General features: G+C 50.2%; 13 protein-coding genes. 7 read left to right on the top strand and 6 right to left on the bottom strand.

The window, feature by feature from the left end; genetic code table 11:
- Nucleotides 1–46 precede the first annotated feature (46 nt).
- Genes AT746_RS08680 through AT746_RS19795 form a run of 4 tightly spaced genes read left to right on the top strand, consistent with a single transcriptional unit; the run spans nucleotide 47 to nucleotide 3,255 of the window.
- Complete coding sequence (locus AT746_RS08680) at nucleotides 47–1,198, top strand: E22 family MetX-like putative esterase (protein WP_231731050.1); 1,152 nt, start codon at nucleotides 47–49, stop codon at nucleotides 1,196–1,198.
- Between the two features lie 4 nt (nucleotides 1,199–1,202).
- Nucleotides 1,203–2,183 (top strand): PHB depolymerase family esterase, encoded by a 981-nt coding sequence (locus AT746_RS08675; RefSeq protein WP_062479221.1) that lies wholly within the window; start codon nucleotides 1,203–1,205, stop codon nucleotides 2,181–2,183.
- 1 nt (nucleotide 2,184) lies between these two features.
- A complete protein-coding gene (locus AT746_RS08670; protein ID WP_062479218.1) occupies nucleotides 2,185–2,946 on the top strand; it encodes a 3-hydroxybutyrate dehydrogenase in 762 nt (253 codons plus the stop codon).
- 57 nt (nucleotides 2,947–3,003) lie between these two features.
- The gene (locus AT746_RS19795; RefSeq protein ID WP_156413655.1) at nucleotides 3,004–3,255 is read left to right on the top strand and encodes a hypothetical protein; all 252 of its coding nucleotides are present in this window, start codon (nucleotides 3,004–3,006) and stop codon (nucleotides 3,253–3,255) included.
- A 319-nt stretch (nucleotides 3,256–3,574) separates the two neighbouring features.
- On the opposite strand, the gene AT746_RS19630 is transcribed toward AT746_RS19795, so the two are convergent.
- The 3 genes from AT746_RS19630 to topA form a co-directional block, all read right to left on the bottom strand.
- Nucleotides 3,575–3,730, bottom strand: coding sequence for a DUF2256 domain-containing protein (locus AT746_RS19630; protein WP_082633200.1), 156 nt, complete (start codon nucleotides 3,728–3,730; stop codon nucleotides 3,575–3,577).
- A 40-nt stretch (nucleotides 3,731–3,770) separates the two neighbouring features.
- Complete coding sequence (locus AT746_RS08665; RefSeq protein WP_062479215.1) at nucleotides 3,771–4,442, bottom strand: YoaK family protein; 672 nt, start codon at nucleotides 4,440–4,442, stop codon at nucleotides 3,771–3,773.
- A 676-nt stretch (nucleotides 4,443–5,118) separates the two neighbouring features.
- Nucleotides 5,119–7,755 (bottom strand): type I DNA topoisomerase, encoded by a 2,637-nt coding sequence (topA, locus tag AT746_RS08660; RefSeq protein WP_062479212.1) that lies wholly within the window; start codon nucleotides 7,753–7,755, stop codon nucleotides 5,119–5,121.
- 626 nt (nucleotides 7,756–8,381) lie between these two features.
- On the opposite strand from topA, the gene astB reads away from it, so the two are divergent.
- Nucleotides 8,382–9,719, top strand: coding sequence for an N-succinylarginine dihydrolase (astB, locus tag AT746_RS08655; protein WP_062479209.1), 1,338 nt, complete (start codon nucleotides 8,382–8,384; stop codon nucleotides 9,717–9,719).
- Between the two features lie 66 nt (nucleotides 9,720–9,785).
- Here the strand turns inward: astB and AT746_RS08650 are convergent, their stop codons facing one another.
- The gene (locus tag AT746_RS08650) at nucleotides 9,786–12,086 is read right to left on the bottom strand and encodes an Ig-like domain-containing protein (RefSeq protein WP_062479206.1); all 2,301 of its coding nucleotides are present in this window, start codon (nucleotides 12,084–12,086) and stop codon (nucleotides 9,786–9,788) included.
- Between the two features lie 122 nt (nucleotides 12,087–12,208).
- On the opposite strand from AT746_RS08650, the gene AT746_RS08645 reads away from it, so the two are divergent.
- Nucleotides 12,209–13,555, top strand: a complete 1,347-nt coding sequence (locus AT746_RS08645) for a dicarboxylate/amino acid:cation symporter (RefSeq protein ID WP_062479204.1) — start codon at nucleotides 12,209–12,211, stop codon at nucleotides 13,553–13,555.
- 257 nt (nucleotides 13,556–13,812) lie between these two features.
- Here the strand turns inward: AT746_RS08645 and sohB are convergent, their stop codons facing one another.
- On the bottom strand, nucleotides 13,813–14,829 hold the full coding sequence (gene sohB / locus AT746_RS08640; RefSeq protein ID WP_062479201.1) for a protease SohB: 1,017 nt from the start codon (nucleotides 14,827–14,829) through the stop codon (nucleotides 13,813–13,815).
- Nucleotides 14,830–15,031: 202 nt separating this feature from the next.
- Complete coding sequence (locus AT746_RS08635) at nucleotides 15,032–17,599, bottom strand: VolA/Pla-1 family phospholipase (protein WP_062479198.1); 2,568 nt, start codon at nucleotides 17,597–17,599, stop codon at nucleotides 15,032–15,034.
- 284 nt (nucleotides 17,600–17,883) lie between these two features.
- On the opposite strand from AT746_RS08635, the gene AT746_RS08630 reads away from it, so the two are divergent.
- The gene (locus tag AT746_RS08630; protein WP_062479195.1) at nucleotides 17,884–18,627 is read left to right on the top strand and encodes a YciK family oxidoreductase; all 744 of its coding nucleotides are present in this window, start codon (nucleotides 17,884–17,886) and stop codon (nucleotides 18,625–18,627) included.
- Nucleotides 18,628–18,721 lie beyond the last annotated feature (94 nt).

Raw genomic sequence — 18,721 nt, 5'->3', positions numbered from 1 at the left:
TCAAATGATTAGAACAATGCAAACAATAAAGACGGTTGCTGTACTTATGCTGATTCTGTCCGGGTTTAACCATGCAGCTGCTGACAGCCTGCTGACTGAAAAAAAACGTTTCGAACTTGACCAGTTTACCACCTTTGGCGGTAAGACCATCAGACAGGTTCAGGTGGGATGGGAAAGCTATGGTGAGCTGAATGCCGATAAGAGCAATGTGATCCTGATCACCCATTTTTTTTCCGGCAATTCTCATGCTGCCGGCAAATATCATCCGGATGACACCGAAGCCGGTTACTGGGATGCGATTATCGGTCCAGGTAAGGCCATCGATACCGAACAGTACTTTGTACTCAGTGTCGACTCACTGGTTAATCTGGGAGTACATGACCCGAATGTGATCACCACAGGCCCCGCCAGCATTAATCCGGATACCGGCAAGCCCTACGCTCTGGATTTCCCTGTGGTGACCATTCGTGATTTTGTGAATGTACAAAAAGCCCTGCTCGAATCTCTGGGTATCAGTAAGCTGCACGCAGTCATCGGCCCGTCCATGGGCTCACTGCAGGCCATTGAATGGGCAAGCGCTTACCCGGATTGGGTGGAACGTATGGTATCGGTGATTGGTTCGGGTTATATGGATGCCTGGACCGTATCGGCACTGGAGCACTGGGCCACCCCCATCAAACTGGATGCGAACTGGAATAATGGCAATTATTATGACGGCGAACCGCCTCTCAAAGGCATGACAGCGTCTTTAGCACTGATTACCCAAAATGCCGTACATCCGGATTTTATCAACCAGGTTAACCCAGAGCACCAGCCCATCGAGACCGCTGCGCTTGAAGATATTGGTAATTCTCATCAGGTGGTGAACTGGCTGAATCAACTGGCCGCAGAACGGGCAAAAATTGCCGATGCCAATCATATCCTGTATCTGGTGCGTGCCAGTCAGTTGTACCTGGCCGGACAGGGCTCGTCTCTGCAACAGGGGCTGAATAGTATTCAGGCCAAAACCCTGTTTCTGCCAGCTGATAATGATCTGATTCTGATGCCCTATCTGGCCAAAGACACACATCAACGTCTGCGCAGCCTGGGTAAAAACAGCCAGTATCATGAGATCAGCGGCCCCCTTGGCCATCTCAACGGTGTGCGTCAGATTGATCAGGCCAGCACAGTGCTGAGCGACTTTTTAGCTTCGGAGTAAAACCATGAAAACCCTGTTTATGGCAGTTGCCTTAACCACCAGCGCTCAGGCGATGGCTGAGATCCCGGAGTTGGATCTGAATATAGATACTATTACTGTCTCCGGCATTTCCAGTGGCGGCTATATGGCCGGCCAGTTTCATATTGCCCATAGTGACTGGGTGTCCGGCATTGGCGTTATCGCCGGGGGGCCCTACTATTGTGCCCGCAACAGCATCATGACTGCGCTCGGTCAGTGTGTTAACAAGCAGGATAAGCCCATCAACCTGGCCGACATTGAAACTACGGTAAAGGAATGGGAAAAACAGAATCTTATCAACCCGCTTAGTGATGTGACGGGCGATAAGGTCTGGATCTTACACGGCACCGAAGATAAAAAAGTATTGGCTGCGGTCACCGATAAACTGGTTGAGCAGTATCGGGCCTGGGCCGGAGCCGACAACGTTCGTTATATCAGTGACAAGCCCTTTGCCCATCATTTCCCCACCGAAAACGCCGGCACAACGTGCGATGTTTCTGAAACGCCCTTTATTGCCAGTTGCGGTTATGATGCCGCCAGCGAAATGATGCAGCATATTGCGGCCACACCAACCCAGAAGGTGACATCCAGGGGGCAACTGTATTCCCTCGACCAACAGCAATTGGGCGGAGAGGATGCTTCAGGCCTCGCCGACAGTGCTTATCTCTATGCCCCTGCTCCCTGTTTGCAGGGTGCGAGCTGCCAGGTACATGTGAGCTTCCATGGCTGCAATCAGAATATTGAAGCGGTGGGCAATGATTACGCCCGCCTCACCGGCCTGAACGAATGGGCCGATGCCCATAATACGGTTGTGCTTTACCCGCAAACCAAAAAGTCCACCCTGATGCCCCTGAATCCTCAGGCATGTTGGGACTGGTGGGGCTATACCGATGAAAATTACGCCAATAAGAATGGCAAGCAGATCAAAGCGGTAGCCAGTATGGTCCGCAATCTGGCAGGAGAATAATATGAGCAGCAAAGATATTTTAATCACAGGCGGAGCCAGCGGCATTGGGCTGGGCATTGCTACACATCTTGGCCAGCTTGGCCACAATATTGTGATTGCCGATATTAATCTGGAACCTGCTCAGCAGGCTGCCAAAACCCTGACATCCCAGGGCATCAATGCCAGCGCAGCAGCACTGGATGTGAGTAATGCCGAACAGGTTGGTGCACTGCCGGATAAGATAGGTCATATTGATGTGCTGGTGAATAACGCCGGTATTCAGCATGTGGCCAGACTGGAAGACTTTCCGGCAGCCAAATGGCAACAGTTAATTAATGTGATGCTGGTGGGCCCGGCGCTGCTGACACAGGTCTTTTTGCCTGAAATGAAAGCCCGCAACTATGGCCGAATTATCAATGTGGGCTCGATTCATTCACTGGTGGCCTCGCCGTTTAAATCTGCTTATGTATCGGCCAAGCATGGCTTACTGGGCTTTGCCAAGACCCTGGCGCTGGAAGTCAGTGAACATGATATTACCATCAATACCCTGTGCCCTTCTTATGTAAAAACCCCCCTGGTAGAGCAGCAGATTGCCGCTCAGGCCAAAGAGAATAATATGAGCGAAGAGGAAGTGGTGCGCAAGATTATGCTCGAGCCTATGCCGAAAAAAGCCTTTATCGATATTCAGGAACTGGCTGGTTGCGCCGAGTTTTTACTCAGCCCGGCGGCGAAGAATATCTGCGGCCAGACCCTGGTTCTGGACGGCGGCTGGGTAGCGAGGTAGTTATCCCTCCGCAGCAATAATAATCACCACAGAGGCACAGAGAACACAGAGATTTATATGATTAAACGCTTTAACCCCTTTCGTGTTTTTCGTGCCTTTCGTGGTCCAGAGCTTTTAAAACACCAAAATCACGAACAAATAGCCATCTCTTGCCGAGACGCTAAGCCGCAGGGGCTTTACAACGCCAATCCTGTATTTCTCTGCGCCTTTGCGCCTCAGCGAGATAAAACGAATAAAAGCTTAAGATCTCGCAGCGACACAGAGATCGCAGAGTCAGGCAAGTTTTCAGCTAATAGCTTCATAAACTGATATCTGATGGCTGACAGCGGACGACTAAAATCATGATACTTCTGCGCGCTCTGTGTCTTTGTGATGGCATTAACTTTTCGTGTTGTCTGCAGCAAAGAACAAGGCACTGGGTTCCCGCCAACCGCACGCGGGAACGACATTCTGTCATGCCCAAATGTCGTTATCGGGCATCCAGCGCCTTTTATATTGTTAAATTTATCTTATAGCCATGAAGGGCGCGGAGATTTAAAAGCAAGCGATAGCCAAAACGTCGCGTACTCTGCGTCTCTGCTGTTAGTCATTTAATACTGAAAAGTCCGTTGAGCATCACGTCGCGGCCTTAGTATTTTTCGTGGTTGAATGCTCTCTCACGCTGATTTCGACAACGCTGGGAACAATAAACCACCTGTTCCCAGCATTTTTGCCACTTTTTACGCCAGCTAAACGGCCGTTCGCAGGCCGGACAAGTCTTCTGTGGCAGATGTTGTTTTTTCATTCAGATCACTTTGAGCATTGACTGGCCAGTGATTTCCTCATCACTGCTGCTTCAGTAAAATCGTTGAACGGTAAAAACGGTATGCCAATGCCAATATCAGACAAATGGTTGCCGGCAACAGCAAGGTGAGGAATGTGTATTGGGCAAACAGCATTGCACCGCTTATTCCGCCAGTAATAAAACCAATGATAATCAGCATAAACAACAACGCTTTACGGTTATCAAACGGCTTACCCCTGAGGGCCTCACCTAACATAATACCCAAATCGGTAAATATCCCTGTCAGGTGTGTGGTGCGGATTACAGCACCACTATAGGTCGTAGCCAGTGCATTTTGTAGCCCGCATGCGGCTGAGCCTAAGAAATGCCCGTATACAGACCCCTGCTGCAGAAAGTAGATCGCTGCCAGCAATAATACAGATTCAATCACCAGCAAGGAGTCATAGTGTCTGCCTAACTGCAAAGAGCGACCAGTAAGCATGACTCCGGAAATAGCAGCGCCGAGCAAAAAACTGATCAGTACCATCAGCAAATGTGTCGTATCCGTCAGCGCTGCATTGGCAATCTCCGAGCCCAGTTGTGTAGCCGTTCCGGAAAGATGAGAAATCGCCTGATGCTGGAAGCCCAGCAAGCCCACAGCATTAATGCAACCAGCGGTAAACGCCAGCACAAACGCACCATATTCTACCCAACGGGGTAATCTGGAGATCAATACAAACCCTTAATAACGCCGTAAAGCACAAAACAGATTTCACCGCAGAGTCGCAGAGGGCGCGGAGATTAAAGCGGTTTTCCCTCTGTGTGCTCTGTGATGACTCTTGTCCAGGGGCGCTGGATGCCCGATAACGACATTCGGGCATGACCGGATGTCATTCCCGCTTGTTGTTGGCGGGAATCCAGTGCCTTTTCTTTTCCACCAATCAGACTAAAAATATATATCACCGCGGAGTCGCAGAGAGCGCGGAGTCAGAAAAGTCTTCAGTAATCAGCTTTCAGTCTTCAGAAACTGACATCTGAGGGCTGACAGCGGACGACTAAAACCATGATACCTCTGTGCTCTCTGCGAGTTTGCGGTGAAAACCATGATTAAATTCGATCTCGCAGAGGCGCTGAGACGCAGGGGCTTTACAACCCCAATCCTGCACTTCTCTGCGCCTTTGCGTCTCTGCGAGAGGTCATTTTAGGTTCGTGTCTTTAGTGTTTTTCGTGGTTGAGTGCCTTTTCACCACCAACCTCACGAAAAGCACAATATTCACCACAGACACAAAGAGCACAGAGATTAAAATTGATTTATCCCTCTGTGGTTAATCTTTTGATTTAAAAACACTTTATCCCGGATTCCACTTCGCTACATCCAGGCTACAGCTGACAACTGAAAACTTCTGTCGCTACTTTTTACCCTTACGCTTATCGTCTACCTGCCATTTGCCGCCTTTGTACCACGCACTCCAGCCGGTGGCCTTGCCGTCCTCATTTTCAGAGGTCACATACTGCTGCTTGGTTTTGCGGCTGTAGCGCACCATGGTCTTATTGCCATCGGGGTCGCTTTGCGGGGCATCGGCAAGATAGAAAAATTTCTCTGGTAAGCGATCGCGGAATCGGGCCAGCTCTTCAACCAGAGGTGCTCTTGTTTCCCTGGATTTAGGAAAATTATGGGCCGCCAGAAAAATCCCTGAGGCGCCATCGCGCAGCACAAAGTGGGCATCCGACTTGGTACAGGGTAATTCCGGCAGATCTACGGGATCTTCTTTAGGCGGTGCCACTTCACCATTTCTGAGCAGCTTGCGGGTATTCTTACATTCGCTGTTGGTGCAGCCAAAATATTTACCGAAGCGACCGTTTTTCAGCTCCATATTCGAGCCGCATTTGTCACACTCTATGATCGGCCCATCATAACCTTTGATCTTGAAGGTGCCCTGCTCCACATACACACCTTTACATACCGGCGTGTTACCGCAAACGTGCAGCTTACGTTTCTCATCTATCAGATAGCTGTCCATGGCCGTGCCACATAGCTGGCAGCGGCGTTTGGCGCGCAATACTTCGGTTTCCAGCTCTTCTTCATCATCCACCTTCACCACTTCATCGCCCGGTGTCAGGTTCATGGTGTTGGTACAGCGCTCTTTCGGTGGCAGGCTGTAGCCTGAGCACCCCAGGAAAACCCCGGTGCTGGCGGTACGTATGGTCATGGGACGACCACATTTGGAACAGGGAATATCCGTCATCACTGCTTCGTTGGCGCGCATGCCCCCTTCTTCGGCGGGCTTTTCCGCATTCAGCAGCTTGGTATAGAAATCGCCGTAAAAATCATTCAGTACCTGTTTCCAGTAGAGCTTACCATCGGCAATTTCATCCAGATGCTGCTCCATATTGGCGGTAAAATCGTAGCTGATCAGATCCTGGAAGTTTTCCAGCAGCCTGTCATTGACGATCTCGCCCATTTTCTCGGCATAGAAGCGCTTGTTTTCCAGCCTGACATAGCCCCGATCCTGGATAGTAGAGATAATACTGGCATAGGTTGAAGGTCTGCCGATGCCACGTTTTTCCAGCTCTTTAACCAGGGATGCTTCAGAATAACGGGCCGGAGGCTTGGTAAAGTGCTGTTTGGGATCCAACGCTTTGAGCTCTAGCACTTCGCCTTCTTTTACGTCCGGCAGGATAAGATCTTCTTCACCTTTTTTGCGGGCCTGGGTTTGCACCCGGGTCCAGCCGTCAAATTTCAGAACCCGGCCCTTGGCAGTCAGCTCAAATTCACCGGCCTTAACTCTGATGGTGGTGGCATCATATTTAGCCGGAGTCATCTGGCATGCCACAAACTGACGCCAGATAAGCTCATACAGCCGCTGAGCATCCCGTTCCATATCAGACAGGGACTCTGCCTTAATTTTCACACTGGAGGGCCTGATGGCCTCGTGAGCTTCCTGTGCACCCTCTTTGGAGCCATATTTAATTGGCGCGCCGGGCAGATAGTCACCACCAAACTGAGTATCGATATATTCGCGGCAGGCATCCACTGCTTCGCTGCTCAGATTGGTTGAATCAGTACGCATATAGGTGATGTGACCCGCTTCATAAAGCCTTTGAGCCATCATCATGGTCTTTTTCACACCAAAACCTAAACGGGTACTGGCTGCCTGCTGCAAGGTAGAGGTAATAAATGGCGCGGAGGGCTTGCTCTGGGTCGGCCGCGATTCGCGGCTGATGACCTCGTAATCTGCCTTTTCCAGCAATGCCACCGCCGCATCGGTCTGCTGTTTATTCCTGGGTTTAAAGGCTTCGCCCTGTTGTTTCACCACCTGCATGCGCAGTTTTTGTTGCGCACGGTTCAGGTCAGCGTGCACGTCCCAGAACTCTTCGGGTACAAAGGCCTTGATTTCCCGTTCACGGTCCACCACCAGGCGCACAGCCACAGACTGTACACGCCCTGCTGACAGTCCCCGGGCAATCTTTTTCCACAACAGCGGCGAGACCATAAAGCCCACTACCCGATCCAGAAAACGTCTGGCCTGCTGGGCATTAACTCTGTCAACATTGACTTCGCCGGGGTGAGAGAAGGCCTCCTGTATCGCTTTTTTTGTGATTTCGTTAAATACCACCCGCTTAAAGACTTTATCCTTTTTGCCAATCAGTTCCTGAAGGTGCCAGGCAATCGCCTCCCCCTCGCGGTCCAAATCCGTTGCCAGATAGACAGTGTCAGCATTCTTAGCCAGCTTCTTCAGCTCGTTGACGACTTTTTCCTTGCCGCTGAGCACCTCGTAATGGGCTTCCCAGTCGTTCTGCGGGTCAATACCCATACGGTCAACCAGTTTGCGGTACTCGTGCTCACGCAAATAGGCTTCACGCTTGTCATCACTGAAGGTTTTAAGCTCTTTGGCTGGTTTCTTGGCGGGAACGTTGCCCTGTGCTTTAGTGGGCAGATCGCGAATGTGTCCCACGCTGGATTTCACCACGAAGTCTTTACCCAGATACTTGTTAATGGTTTTAGCTTTTGCCGGGGACTCGACTATAACCAGAGACTTTGCCATATAACGTATGCTCTTATATTAGTGTGCTGACTTTAATTGAAAGCCCAAAAGGTGCCATCACGGCACTGCATCTTTTTAGATATATCTATAAAAAAGGTGGAAAACAAGGTGTTCTTACGTATTAGTTTTGCGCCTCAGGTGAATAAAAATGGCTGAGGCAGTGTTACCGTTATTGTTACTGCGTTACAGGTTTTCAATCACAATCCATACAAACCCGGCAGCAAAGATGACCAAATGTTATCCAGATGCTTCGGCATTGGCATCCTGACAAACAAATCCTTCCATCGGACTGAATTTGTGTCCTGATATTGCTTTTAAGCCCATTTAGCCAGTCTTCAGCAAATTATTTTAATTTTTTTTGATTGCAGATTTATGCGTTCAAAAACAATCTAACTTACTGAAATGTAAAGATTGTTGAAAATACTTATGCTGAACTTTTCCTGCCCTATTCACTTACTCTCAACGGGCGGCAATATTATGCATAGATTTACCATTATGCAAATTTGGCAGGTTGTTAAAAACTCGTATAATGACTTTCTCTGCTTCAGACCCGCCCCATAAAAACGTCATTTCAGGAGCTTCAGAAGGCAGAGCATCCTCTTAAACACTTAACCATCGGGGAAATAATGAAACAGTTTGAAGTCAACTTCGACGGATTAGTCGGCCCTACACATAATTATGCAGGTTTGTCATTTGGTAATGTCGCTTCACTAAACAATGCCAAGTCCAACAGCAGTCCCAGACAAGCCGCAAAACAGGGGCTGAAGAAGATGAAAGCCCTTGCTGACATGGGCATGCTGCAGGGTGTGCTGGCGCCCCAGGAGCGCCCGGATATCGTCACACTACGTCGCCTGGGTTTTACCGGCAGCGATGCGGACGTGCTGGAAAAAGCCGCCAAGCAAGCCACTGAAGTGTTTCTGGCCTGCTGCTCCGCGTCCAGTATGTGGACCGCCAATGCCGCAACCGTCTCACCCAGTGCCGATACCGCCGATGGCCGGGTTCATTTTACCCCGGCCAACCTGACCAACAAGTTTCATCGGTCGCTGGAGCCAGACGTTACCGGCCGCATACTACAGGCTACCTTTGCCAATGAGAAATACTTTGTGCATCACCGCCACCTGCCGGATAACGAGCATTTTGGCGACGAAGGCGCGGCCAATCATACCCGCCTTTGCACTGAATATGGTCGCCCGGGTGTCGAGATTTTCTGTTATGGACGCTACGCCTTTGATACCAGTAAGCCGTCACCAAAGCGCTTCCCTGCCAGGCAAACCCTGGAATCCTGTCAGGCCATTGCCCGCCTGCATGGCTTAAGCGATGAAAATGTGGTCTATGTGCAGCAAAACCCTGATGTGATAGATCAGGGCGTATTCCACAATGATGTTATCTCTGTGGGTAATCAGAATGTGCTGTTCTACCATGAGCAGGCTTTCTTCGACACCCAGGCTAAGCTGGACGAAATCCAGCGTAAATTTGGCCAGGAAAAGGTTCACTTTATTAAGGTCAACACGGCCGATGTGTCTGTTGAAGATGCGGTAAAGACCTATCTGTTCAACACTCAGATCATCACCCAGCCAAATGGCGAGATGGCGATTATTGCACCCACTGAGTGCCAGGAAAACCCTGCGGTTTCAGCCTACCTGGACAAACTGGTGACATTGGATACGCCAATAAAGAAAGTCCACTACTTTGACGTTAAACAGAGTATGCGCAATGGCGGTGGCCCGGCTTGCCTGCGTCTGCGCGTAGCGCTGACGGATCAGGAGGTGGACGCCGTTAACCCCAACACGTTAATTAATGATGCCCAGTTTGAACGCCTGAACACCTGGGTAGATAAGCATTATCGTGATGAACTGAGTTTTGATGATCTGCGTGACCCTCAGTTGCTGATGGAATCACGCAGCGCCCTGGATGAACTGACGCAAATTCTTAAACTGGGTTCGGTCTACCCCTTCCAGCGCTGAGTTTACTTCTTCCGTAACAACAAAAACCCGCCAATTGGCGGGTTTTTTTATCTCTCAGATATAACCTTAAAGAGTATTGGTACAGGTTCTGGCTGAACCATCATCTATCATAGTACCCGGATTATCAGGGTCTTCGACAAAGTTACGACCGTCACCAAATGGATTGGTGTTAGGACGGGAGTTTTCAATAACCAGGTCTGCATTCGATACACCAAGCCGATAGAACTGACTGGTGGTGGATTCAGAGCCCGTCACCCCGGTGCTGACCGAAATCTTCACCATTACCCAGGCACCATAGGTCTGTGGATAGCGCAGCTCGATCAGGGCCTGACCGTTCTCATCCGTGGTTACATTGCCATCAATAGAGATAATGTTACCCGGTGACAACTCTCCATCACCATTAGTATCCTCATTAGGATCCAGCAGGCCATCGCTGTCTACGTCTTCATTGGCGCAGCCCTGGGTAAATACAGGCACCCAGTATTCGAAGTCCTCTTCACTGGGATAAGGAGACCAATAGCCTTTATTAAAGGCCGCCCTGCGCACCCCATAATTGTCATCACCTGGTTCGGCATTAGGGTCCAGCAGCTCTGTATATTTAACAGGGGTGCCGGTAATCGTCAGATCTGCCCCTGATACAGGGTTAGAGTCCACATCGGTAACAAACACAGTAAACACTTTCAGGTAGCTGGTTTCATCCGGCTCCTGAATGGTATTACCGGTACCCAGCGAGATAAACTGCGCCCTGTTACCCACCGTTATTGAGGTGGATTCAGCAATACTGGATTGTTGTTCAGTAGCAGTGACCACCACCGCATCCTGACCCGTAGTCACAGTATTAGAGGTATAGACTGTCGATGCTAACCCTTTGCTGTCCGTCACGGCTACTGCAGGGTCGATACTACCACCGGTGACATCATCCAGCGTAAAGTTGATGGTTTTGCCCTTAACCAGATTGCCTTGCGGATCTCTGAGTACTGCCGTAATGGTACTTTTCTGTCCGTCGGGTCCTATAGATTTTGGACTCGCATCAACAATAATATTGTCCACTTCAGTAGCGACAAACTCCATATCTGCCCTGCTGTTGACGATATTGCCTGCGCCATCTTCCCCCTTGGCATATATGGATGCAGGCCCCGCATTGGCAGAACTGATCGTCACGCTGAACTGACCGTTGGCATTCGTTACCCCCTGGGTAACTGAAAGAGTGCCCCGGGTGGTATTCAGACTGATATCTCCACCAACAAAAGGTTGTCCTTCTCTTAACCAGGTGATCGTCAATGACGCATCATCACCCAGTTCCACATCTGACTGCGGCGTCTGGGTAAAGCTGAACTCATCCTGCTGCACACTGATATTGACTGAACCACTGGTGTTCAGGGCAGTCGCGGTAATCACATCCACACCTGAATTCTCAGCCTGGAAAGTGACACTTACCTGACCTGTGGCATCGGTAACAGGCGTCTCATCAGAAAGCGTATTGCCATTGGCTGACGTCAGGGTTACTGGTTGATTGGGAATCCCCTGCCCATCTGAATCAGCAACATTAATAGTGATATTGGTACTGTCATTCAAAATCACAGACGAAGGCGCATTAAGCCGGATCTCAGTACCCACCACATTAACGGTCAGTTCACGGGTAATACCTCCGGCTCTGGCGGTAATCAGAATCTCCCGATTTTCCGGTTCATTAAGGGTTGTGAGAATATTTCTTGCCGTGCCATCGGCACCTGTGGTGATACTTGCCTGGCTAAGCTGGCCTGAACTGGCTGCGAAACTGACTTCAACATTCTCCATTAAGGCGTTAGCCTCGTCCTGAGCCAGTACAATAATCTCTACCTCATCAGAACCTGAAGAAGGCAACTGGGTGGTACTGGCAAACACCGAAAGCTTGGCAACATCCACCGTAGACTGATTACCATCACCGGCTGACGTCAGGTTTAAGGTAAATTCCTCACTGTCTGCTGCAGTAGCCACCACACTGAAACCACCGGCCGTATCACCGGCCCGCACCTCAATACTGGCAACACCGTCGTTATTGGTAGTGGCAGTGCCACTGGAGGGAGAGAGTGTCGCATAGCCCGCCACTGGCAGAGTGAAGGTAACCAACTGACCGGACGAGGTTGCCGAGTCCTCTTTGACGGTGGCATTAATAGTCCAGGGCTCGGAAGCACTGAGTTGTTGTTCATTGGTATCAACGCTGTTGCCTGATGAATCCAGCACTTCAAACTCAATGGTGACAACACCGTTTTGATCCGAGCCAGACCCACCGCCTGAATCATCTCTGCTTACTGAACCACCGCCGCCACAGGCGACCATCGCCAGACTTACCAGGCCTGCTAATATGGCCCTTAGAGTTGATCTCATTCTTTTCTCCCTTGTTTTGAATCAGCATGGAAAATCCGAACCTTTTATGTTCTTTTTCAGTTCAGCTTACCCATCAAACTTGTTAGTCTTAGCCGCTAATAAGAACAACGACCGGAACCCTTATGGCCAACCCCGCACAAAAATACAGTTTAACCACCAGAATCTTTTTCGGCATGATTGCCGGAATACTTATCGGCATACTACTCCGAAACCTGTTTGATGATAGCGGAGATTTTACGTTTGGGGTATTCGGCCTTGAGGTTTCAACGTATACACTTTTGGTCGATGGTATATTTAATATTATTGGTCAGATATTTATCGCCAGCCTGCAAATGCTGGTGGTGCCGCTGGTTTTTATCTCGCTGGTTTGCGGTACCTGCAATCTCAGTGAGCCCAGTAAGCTGGGAAGGTTAGGCGGAAAATCCATTGGCCTGTATCTGCTTACTACCGCCATCGCCATTACACTGGCCATCACTTTTGCGATTCTGGTCTCTCCCGGGGAAGGCATTAATCTTCAGGCCGATGTGGAGTTCAGCGCCACTGAGGCACCGTCACTGGCCCAGGTGATTATTGATATGTTCCCGACTAATCCGATCAATGCGATGGCTGAAGGGAATATGCTTCAGATCATCGTATTTGCGGTGCTTTTCGGAGTTGCCATGGCCATGGCCGGAAGCGCTGGCGACAGGCTGGGCAAAGTATTTGAAGATCTTAATAAGGTGGTCATGCGCCTGGTCACTATCTTAATGAATCTGGCGCCTTACGGCGTATTTGCGCTAATGGCGAAACTCTCGGCAACTATCGGATTCGATACTTTTGCCAGCCTGGTTAAATATTTCTTCCTGGTGCTGTTTGTGCTGGCTGTACACGGCCTGGTGACCTACCCGATATTGCTTAAAGTTTTATCGGGTATGAACCCAATGATGCTGATGCGCAAAATGCGCGATGCGGCACTGTTTGCCTTCAGTACCTCAAGCAGCAGTGCCACTTTGCCAGTGACACTGGAAACGGCCAGAAATAAACTGGGTATTAATAACTCGGTTTCATCTTTTACCATACCCCTTGGCGCTACCATCAATATGGATGGCACCGCCATTATGCAGGGAGTGGCAACTGTCTTTATTGCTCAGGTGTATGCAGTCGATCTCTCGGTCGCCGATTATCTGATGGTAATTCTGACCGCCACTCTGGCATCCATCGGTACCGCAGGGGTACCAGGTGTAGGCCTGATTATGCTGGCTATGGTATTGCAACAAGTAGGCCTGCCGGTAGAAGGTATCGCGCTGATCATCGGCGTTGACAGATTACTGGATATGACCCGCACTGCGGTCAATGTCACCGGGGATTGTACTGTCGCCACTATCGTGGCGAAAAGTGAAGGCGAGCTGGACATAGCCCGCTATAACGACCCTGACGCCGGCACTCGCGAGGAAGACGTGGACTTTGAACACTTCGAAAAGAATAAATAAAACTGTAGCCCGTATGCAGCAAAGCGGAATTCGGGGAGACTCAACCCCGCAATCCGCTTCGCTCCTTGCAGGCTACGCCGCTGCGAGATCTTAAGCTTTTATTCATTTGATCTCGCAGAGGCGCAAAGACGCAGAGATGTTAAAGCCCTTTTCTGACTTGGTGCCCTCTGCCTGTCCAGCACCTTTGAATACTAAGTTGGTTCAGTTTTACTTGGTATTAGCCTCAAAGGTTGCTGGATGTCTCTGTAGTGGAATGGTTAATAAGGATGCTGGGACTTTTGCCATAAGCGGCCAATGGTGGACTCAACGGCAATACTGGCCGCTTTACCAAGCTTATCCATCAGATTTTTCTTCAGGCTATATTTAACCTGATAAATTTTATGATTCTGATTGGCAGCCAACAGATAGTCATCTGAGGTGCTCAGCTCATCCACCAGATTCATCTCTTTAGCCTGAATGCCGTACCAGTACTCTCCGGTTGCCACTTTATCCAGATCCAGTTCTTTGCGGTGTTCGCCAACAAAGTCTTTAAACAGCAGATGCACCTGCTCAAGCTCCTCCCGGAACTTCTTGCGCCCTGCTTCATTATTTTCTCCAAACAGTGTCAGCGTGCGCTTGTACTGACCTGCTGTATGCTGCTCCCAGTCAATATCATTCTTTTTCAGCAACTTATTAAAATTTGGTAATTGTGCAATCACGCCGATTGACCCGATAATGGCAAACTTGGAAGCGATAAGCTTATCCGCCACACAGGCCATCATATAGCCACCACTGGCGGCGACCTTATCAACGGCTACGGTGAGCCGGATATTCGCGTCTCTGAGGCGCTGCAACTGCGAAGCGGCCAGACCATAACCATGCACAACACCACCACCGGACTCCAGCCTGACCAGCACTTCATCTTCAGGCCTGGCAACACAGAGTATGGCTGTGATCTCTTCGCGCAGGCTGTCCACCTCATGGGCATCCATTGAACCCTTGAAATCTACAACAAAGAGGTTGGGTTTGTTTTCTGATTCGCCTTTTTTTTCTGCCTTTTTTCGTTTCTTTTCTTCTTTCTGAAGCTTTTTAGCCTCATCTTTACCAAGCAATAAGTTGTTAGCCTGCTCTTTCAATTCATCAATGCGCTCTGATATTGAATGAATTTCGAGTTCGCCTTTACGTTGCTTTTGTTTACTCGCCAGACCAACAATCCCTCCCACAGCAAGCAGGATGGCAATGACCAGGGTTGCAGCCTTGGCGGCAAAGAGTCCGTATTCGTATAAAAATTCCAAGCTTGATACTCCGTTAATTCGAAAAAGCCAGTGGATATAATAAGGGCATTATGACGGTATTCAATCGTTGCCGCGTGGGCCCGGGAAATTCCGGACATCGCCGAAGATCTGTTCCCGACAACCCCGGCATACCGTCCATCCCTGGACATAAAAAAGCCAGGCTCAACTGGCCTGGCTTTCTAAAAAGGTCTGTTGACTCGCCTTACTGTGCAACCACCGAGGTATCTGTTACCAGAATAGTGGTGCCCATGGTCGCCATAAAGGTAGCCAACTGACGCTGCATTTCCGTAGTGGCCGCCGCGCTTGGACCCGGATCCAGAATCGAGCTGTGGGTGCCCTCAAGGAAACTGACCACGCCACTTCCCTGGGTAGTGCTATTCACAGCCGGCAGTCCCATCTGCTGGGCCAGCGGCTTACCACCCGACAGCGGCAGACTGGTCTCAACAGGCACAACCTGATCCGGCAGGTTCATCTCACCACCATCACCGACAACCAGCAGCATATGTACCGGAGTACTGGCCCCCAGCATTGCCGCATAGTTATTCGGATCACCGGCATCAATCACCGTTTGCGCAGCAAAGGTAAAGGATGAGAAGGTGGCGTTCGCCTCTGCTAATTGCTCTGCGCTTAACTGAGACTCAAATACCGGATAGAAAGCTGTCAACAATTCAGGCGTAACCTCTGCGATACCATTAGCCTGCATATATTGTTGCAACGCCTGTTGGAATTCCGGCAACGCCTGTGACAACAGAGAAGCCTTTATCAGCGGCGCAAAAGCAGGTGATTCAAGCAGGAAGCCGGCTATGCCACCACCCGGATTAGCCAGAGTTGCTGCATTCATGGCATACATACCGTCAAAGTTGGCCAGATCGCCACCTAAGCTGTTGTTTGCCAATGCTACTGCAGCCGTTCCGGTAATAGCACCTAAGGAATGCCCCATAAAGGAGACATTGCTGCCGTCAAGATCCACGGTGCCGCCAGTGGTATCTACCACTGCATTCAGACCCAGTCTCAGGCCCATAATATCGGCGATACTCTGGCGCACATTGTCCCTTGCTGTCAGCAGACTGGACAGGTTCAGGTAATCCGTCGCACTGCCGCCAAAACCGTTGGATGCATTGACTGGCTGACCGCCAATTTCAAATCCACGACTGGCGTGTAATGGATGATCGATAGCCACAGTGGCAAAGCCCGCCAGCGACAACGCACCGGTGACCGCCAGCATGTCCTGCTTCTTGGAGGTAATACCGTGTTGCAATATCACCACAGGCCATCCACTGTCTGGTTTGGAGATGGCGGGTTGACCAAGCTGGGCATTGATCATATTGGCAAACGACGGATCAGGCACCGTAATCTGCACCTCAATATTCTGTTCGCTCTGAGCCTGTGGAATCGGATTAACCTTGGTAAGATGTCTTGGGTCGTCCATTCCCAGCACACTCAGGTCCAGATCAACCAGTTGCCCCTGTGAAGCCTGTTGGCAAAACAGGTTGTTATCACCCACCTGGCCCTGAGCAATCAGCGATGCCACCTGCTCCTGACCCAAGGCCTGCAGCATTGCGCCATTGGTGCAGGCTGCACGCCACCAGTCCCCCTGTGGGTTGGTGGTACTCAGGTAATAGGGTAAGGTTATTGACCCCTGTTTCATACTGGCTGCACAAAACGCGCCTAACTGGCCGAATACCTGTTGTGCAGTACCTGCAATCTGAGGATTAGCACTTGACATGCCTGCTGCTAAACCAGCACAAGAGTCTAAACCAAGGGCTCCCAACTGGGCCCAGGTTTGTGCACCCAGCACACCCGGCGCGACAGCGCTGAACGCATCAGGCACTGCGGCTTCGGAAACCGGAATAGCAGGCAAAAACTGAGCGGCAGCCTGCATTGCTGCAGCCTGATCAGCACCACCGGCCAGCGCTGCTCCGAAGGCCTGAGCAAACCGACCTATCTGTAACTGCTTAACGGTAGAAAGCACTGTACCTGCCGACTGGGTCGAGAAATAGGCAGCATAGGACACGTCTTCCCGGGCAAAACCTTCACCACCCAGCAGAGTCATAAAGAAATTGAGAATATTCTGCAGCTGTTTTTGTTCTGCAGAGCCAAGCGGATTGGTCTCGGGGTTTTGACGGGCCAGCTCCCAGCTGTTTGAGCCCCGGACTGAGCGCCCCTCTGAATCCATCAGTTCATCAGTGACTACCAGCATATAGCCTTGTGCGGCTTTTAAGGGCTTTAAGGGCACTACACTAATGGTGCCGCCTTCGGCATCGCTGACCTGCGTAATAAAGTCCACACCCCAGGTGAGTTCTTCACCCAGTTCACAAGGTAATCCTGGTGCAGCAGCCTGTGCAGCAATAGCCTGGCAGGTAGCACTGTCGCCTTCCAGAGCCTGAGTGGCTTCATACAAACGAATTGCGCCTGCTCCGGCTGACTGGCTGTCAAGCGATACACTATCCGGCATGTTAACGCGGATCTGAAAAGGATGATGTGTCGACCAGCCATCCAGTGCGCTTAAGGCATGCTGAGGATTTGACGGGTCGAAAGTAGCATCACCTTCGGTGTTCAGGGTGAAGTCGAAAAAGCTCCCGTTTGGAATCATTAACAGATCATTGGGAATATTCAGATCACTTGAGGCAGGATCAAACACTATTCGGGCGAAGGGTTTCGCAGGATCCTGATTCGCTTCATTTCTCACATCATTCAGCGTGTCTTCACCGCCACAGCCTGAGAGCCCCAGAGCTGCTGCGACTGTCGCGCTTATTATTAATTTTTTCATTGTGTCTCCCCAAAATCCTGTTTTTGTTTTTGTTCCACCGAGCCAATGGATGTCTATCATTCGCCAGTATGGATGCCCCCGGGCAACCTGTCTGCCGACTGATCCAGTGTGGGCTTCACCAACATGTACGACCAGTTAAAGTTACTGCAATATTATTGACTTTGCTAGCCTTTTGCAAAGATTTGTTAATTGCTTGTGACAAAGTCGATGTATTCAGATTTGAGCCCACAACAGACTGATTAAGTGTTAGAATCCTGACCTGTTCAAAACAGCTTTTATCCACTATGTCTTCATATCAAGTTACTGAAAACGCGCTACAAAACAAAGTTATCCTGATCACCGGCGCCGGCGATGGTATTGGCAAAACGGCAGCCCTGGAGTTTGCCAGACATGGCGCAGAGGTAATACTGCTCGGCCGCACCGTCAAAAAGCTGGAAGCGGTTTACGATCAAATTGTTGCAGAGGGTGGCAAGGAGCCTGCCATTGTGCCACTGGATCTGGAGGGTGCAACGCCCAACCACTATCAGCAGTTAGCTCAGACCATTAAAGAACAATTTGGTCAGCTCGACGGTCTGCTGCACAATGCTGGTGTATTAGGTAATTTGCGGCCCTTTAGCCAGATTCCTGAGCAGGAATGGCAGCAAGTGATGCAGGTTAATCTCAACAGTGAGTTTTTTATGACCCAGGCATTATTGCCAGTGTTAAAGCTGGCACCGGCAGCATCGGTGGTATTTACCTCATCCGGTGTCGGACGCAAGGGCCGGGCTTACTGGGGCGCTTATGCTATATCTAAATTTGCCACCGAAGGCATGATGCAGGTACTGGCAGATGAATATTCCGGCAGCTCAATACGTTTTAACTGTATTAATCCCGGAGCCACCCGTACCAGCATGCGTGCCAGGGCTTACCCCGGCGAAAATCCTATGCAGTTAAAAACACCGGAAGAGATCATGCCGGTGTATCTGTATCTGATGAGTGACAATAGCCTGAAGGTCAACGGCCAGAGCCTGGATGCCCAACCGAAGTAGTTGCCTGTTACAAGTGTAATTTAATCTCGCGCAGAGGCGCCAAGACGCAGAGAAGGAAGAAATATTCTACTCACCCTGCGCCTCAGCGACTCTG

This window comes from Lacimicrobium alkaliphilum (assembly GCF_001466725.1).
Lineage (GTDB): Bacteria > Pseudomonadota > Gammaproteobacteria > Enterobacterales > Alteromonadaceae > Lacimicrobium > Lacimicrobium alkaliphilum_B.
The sequence above is the reverse complement of the archived record's forward strand: the minus strand, read 5'-3'. Positions and strand labels throughout refer to the sequence as shown.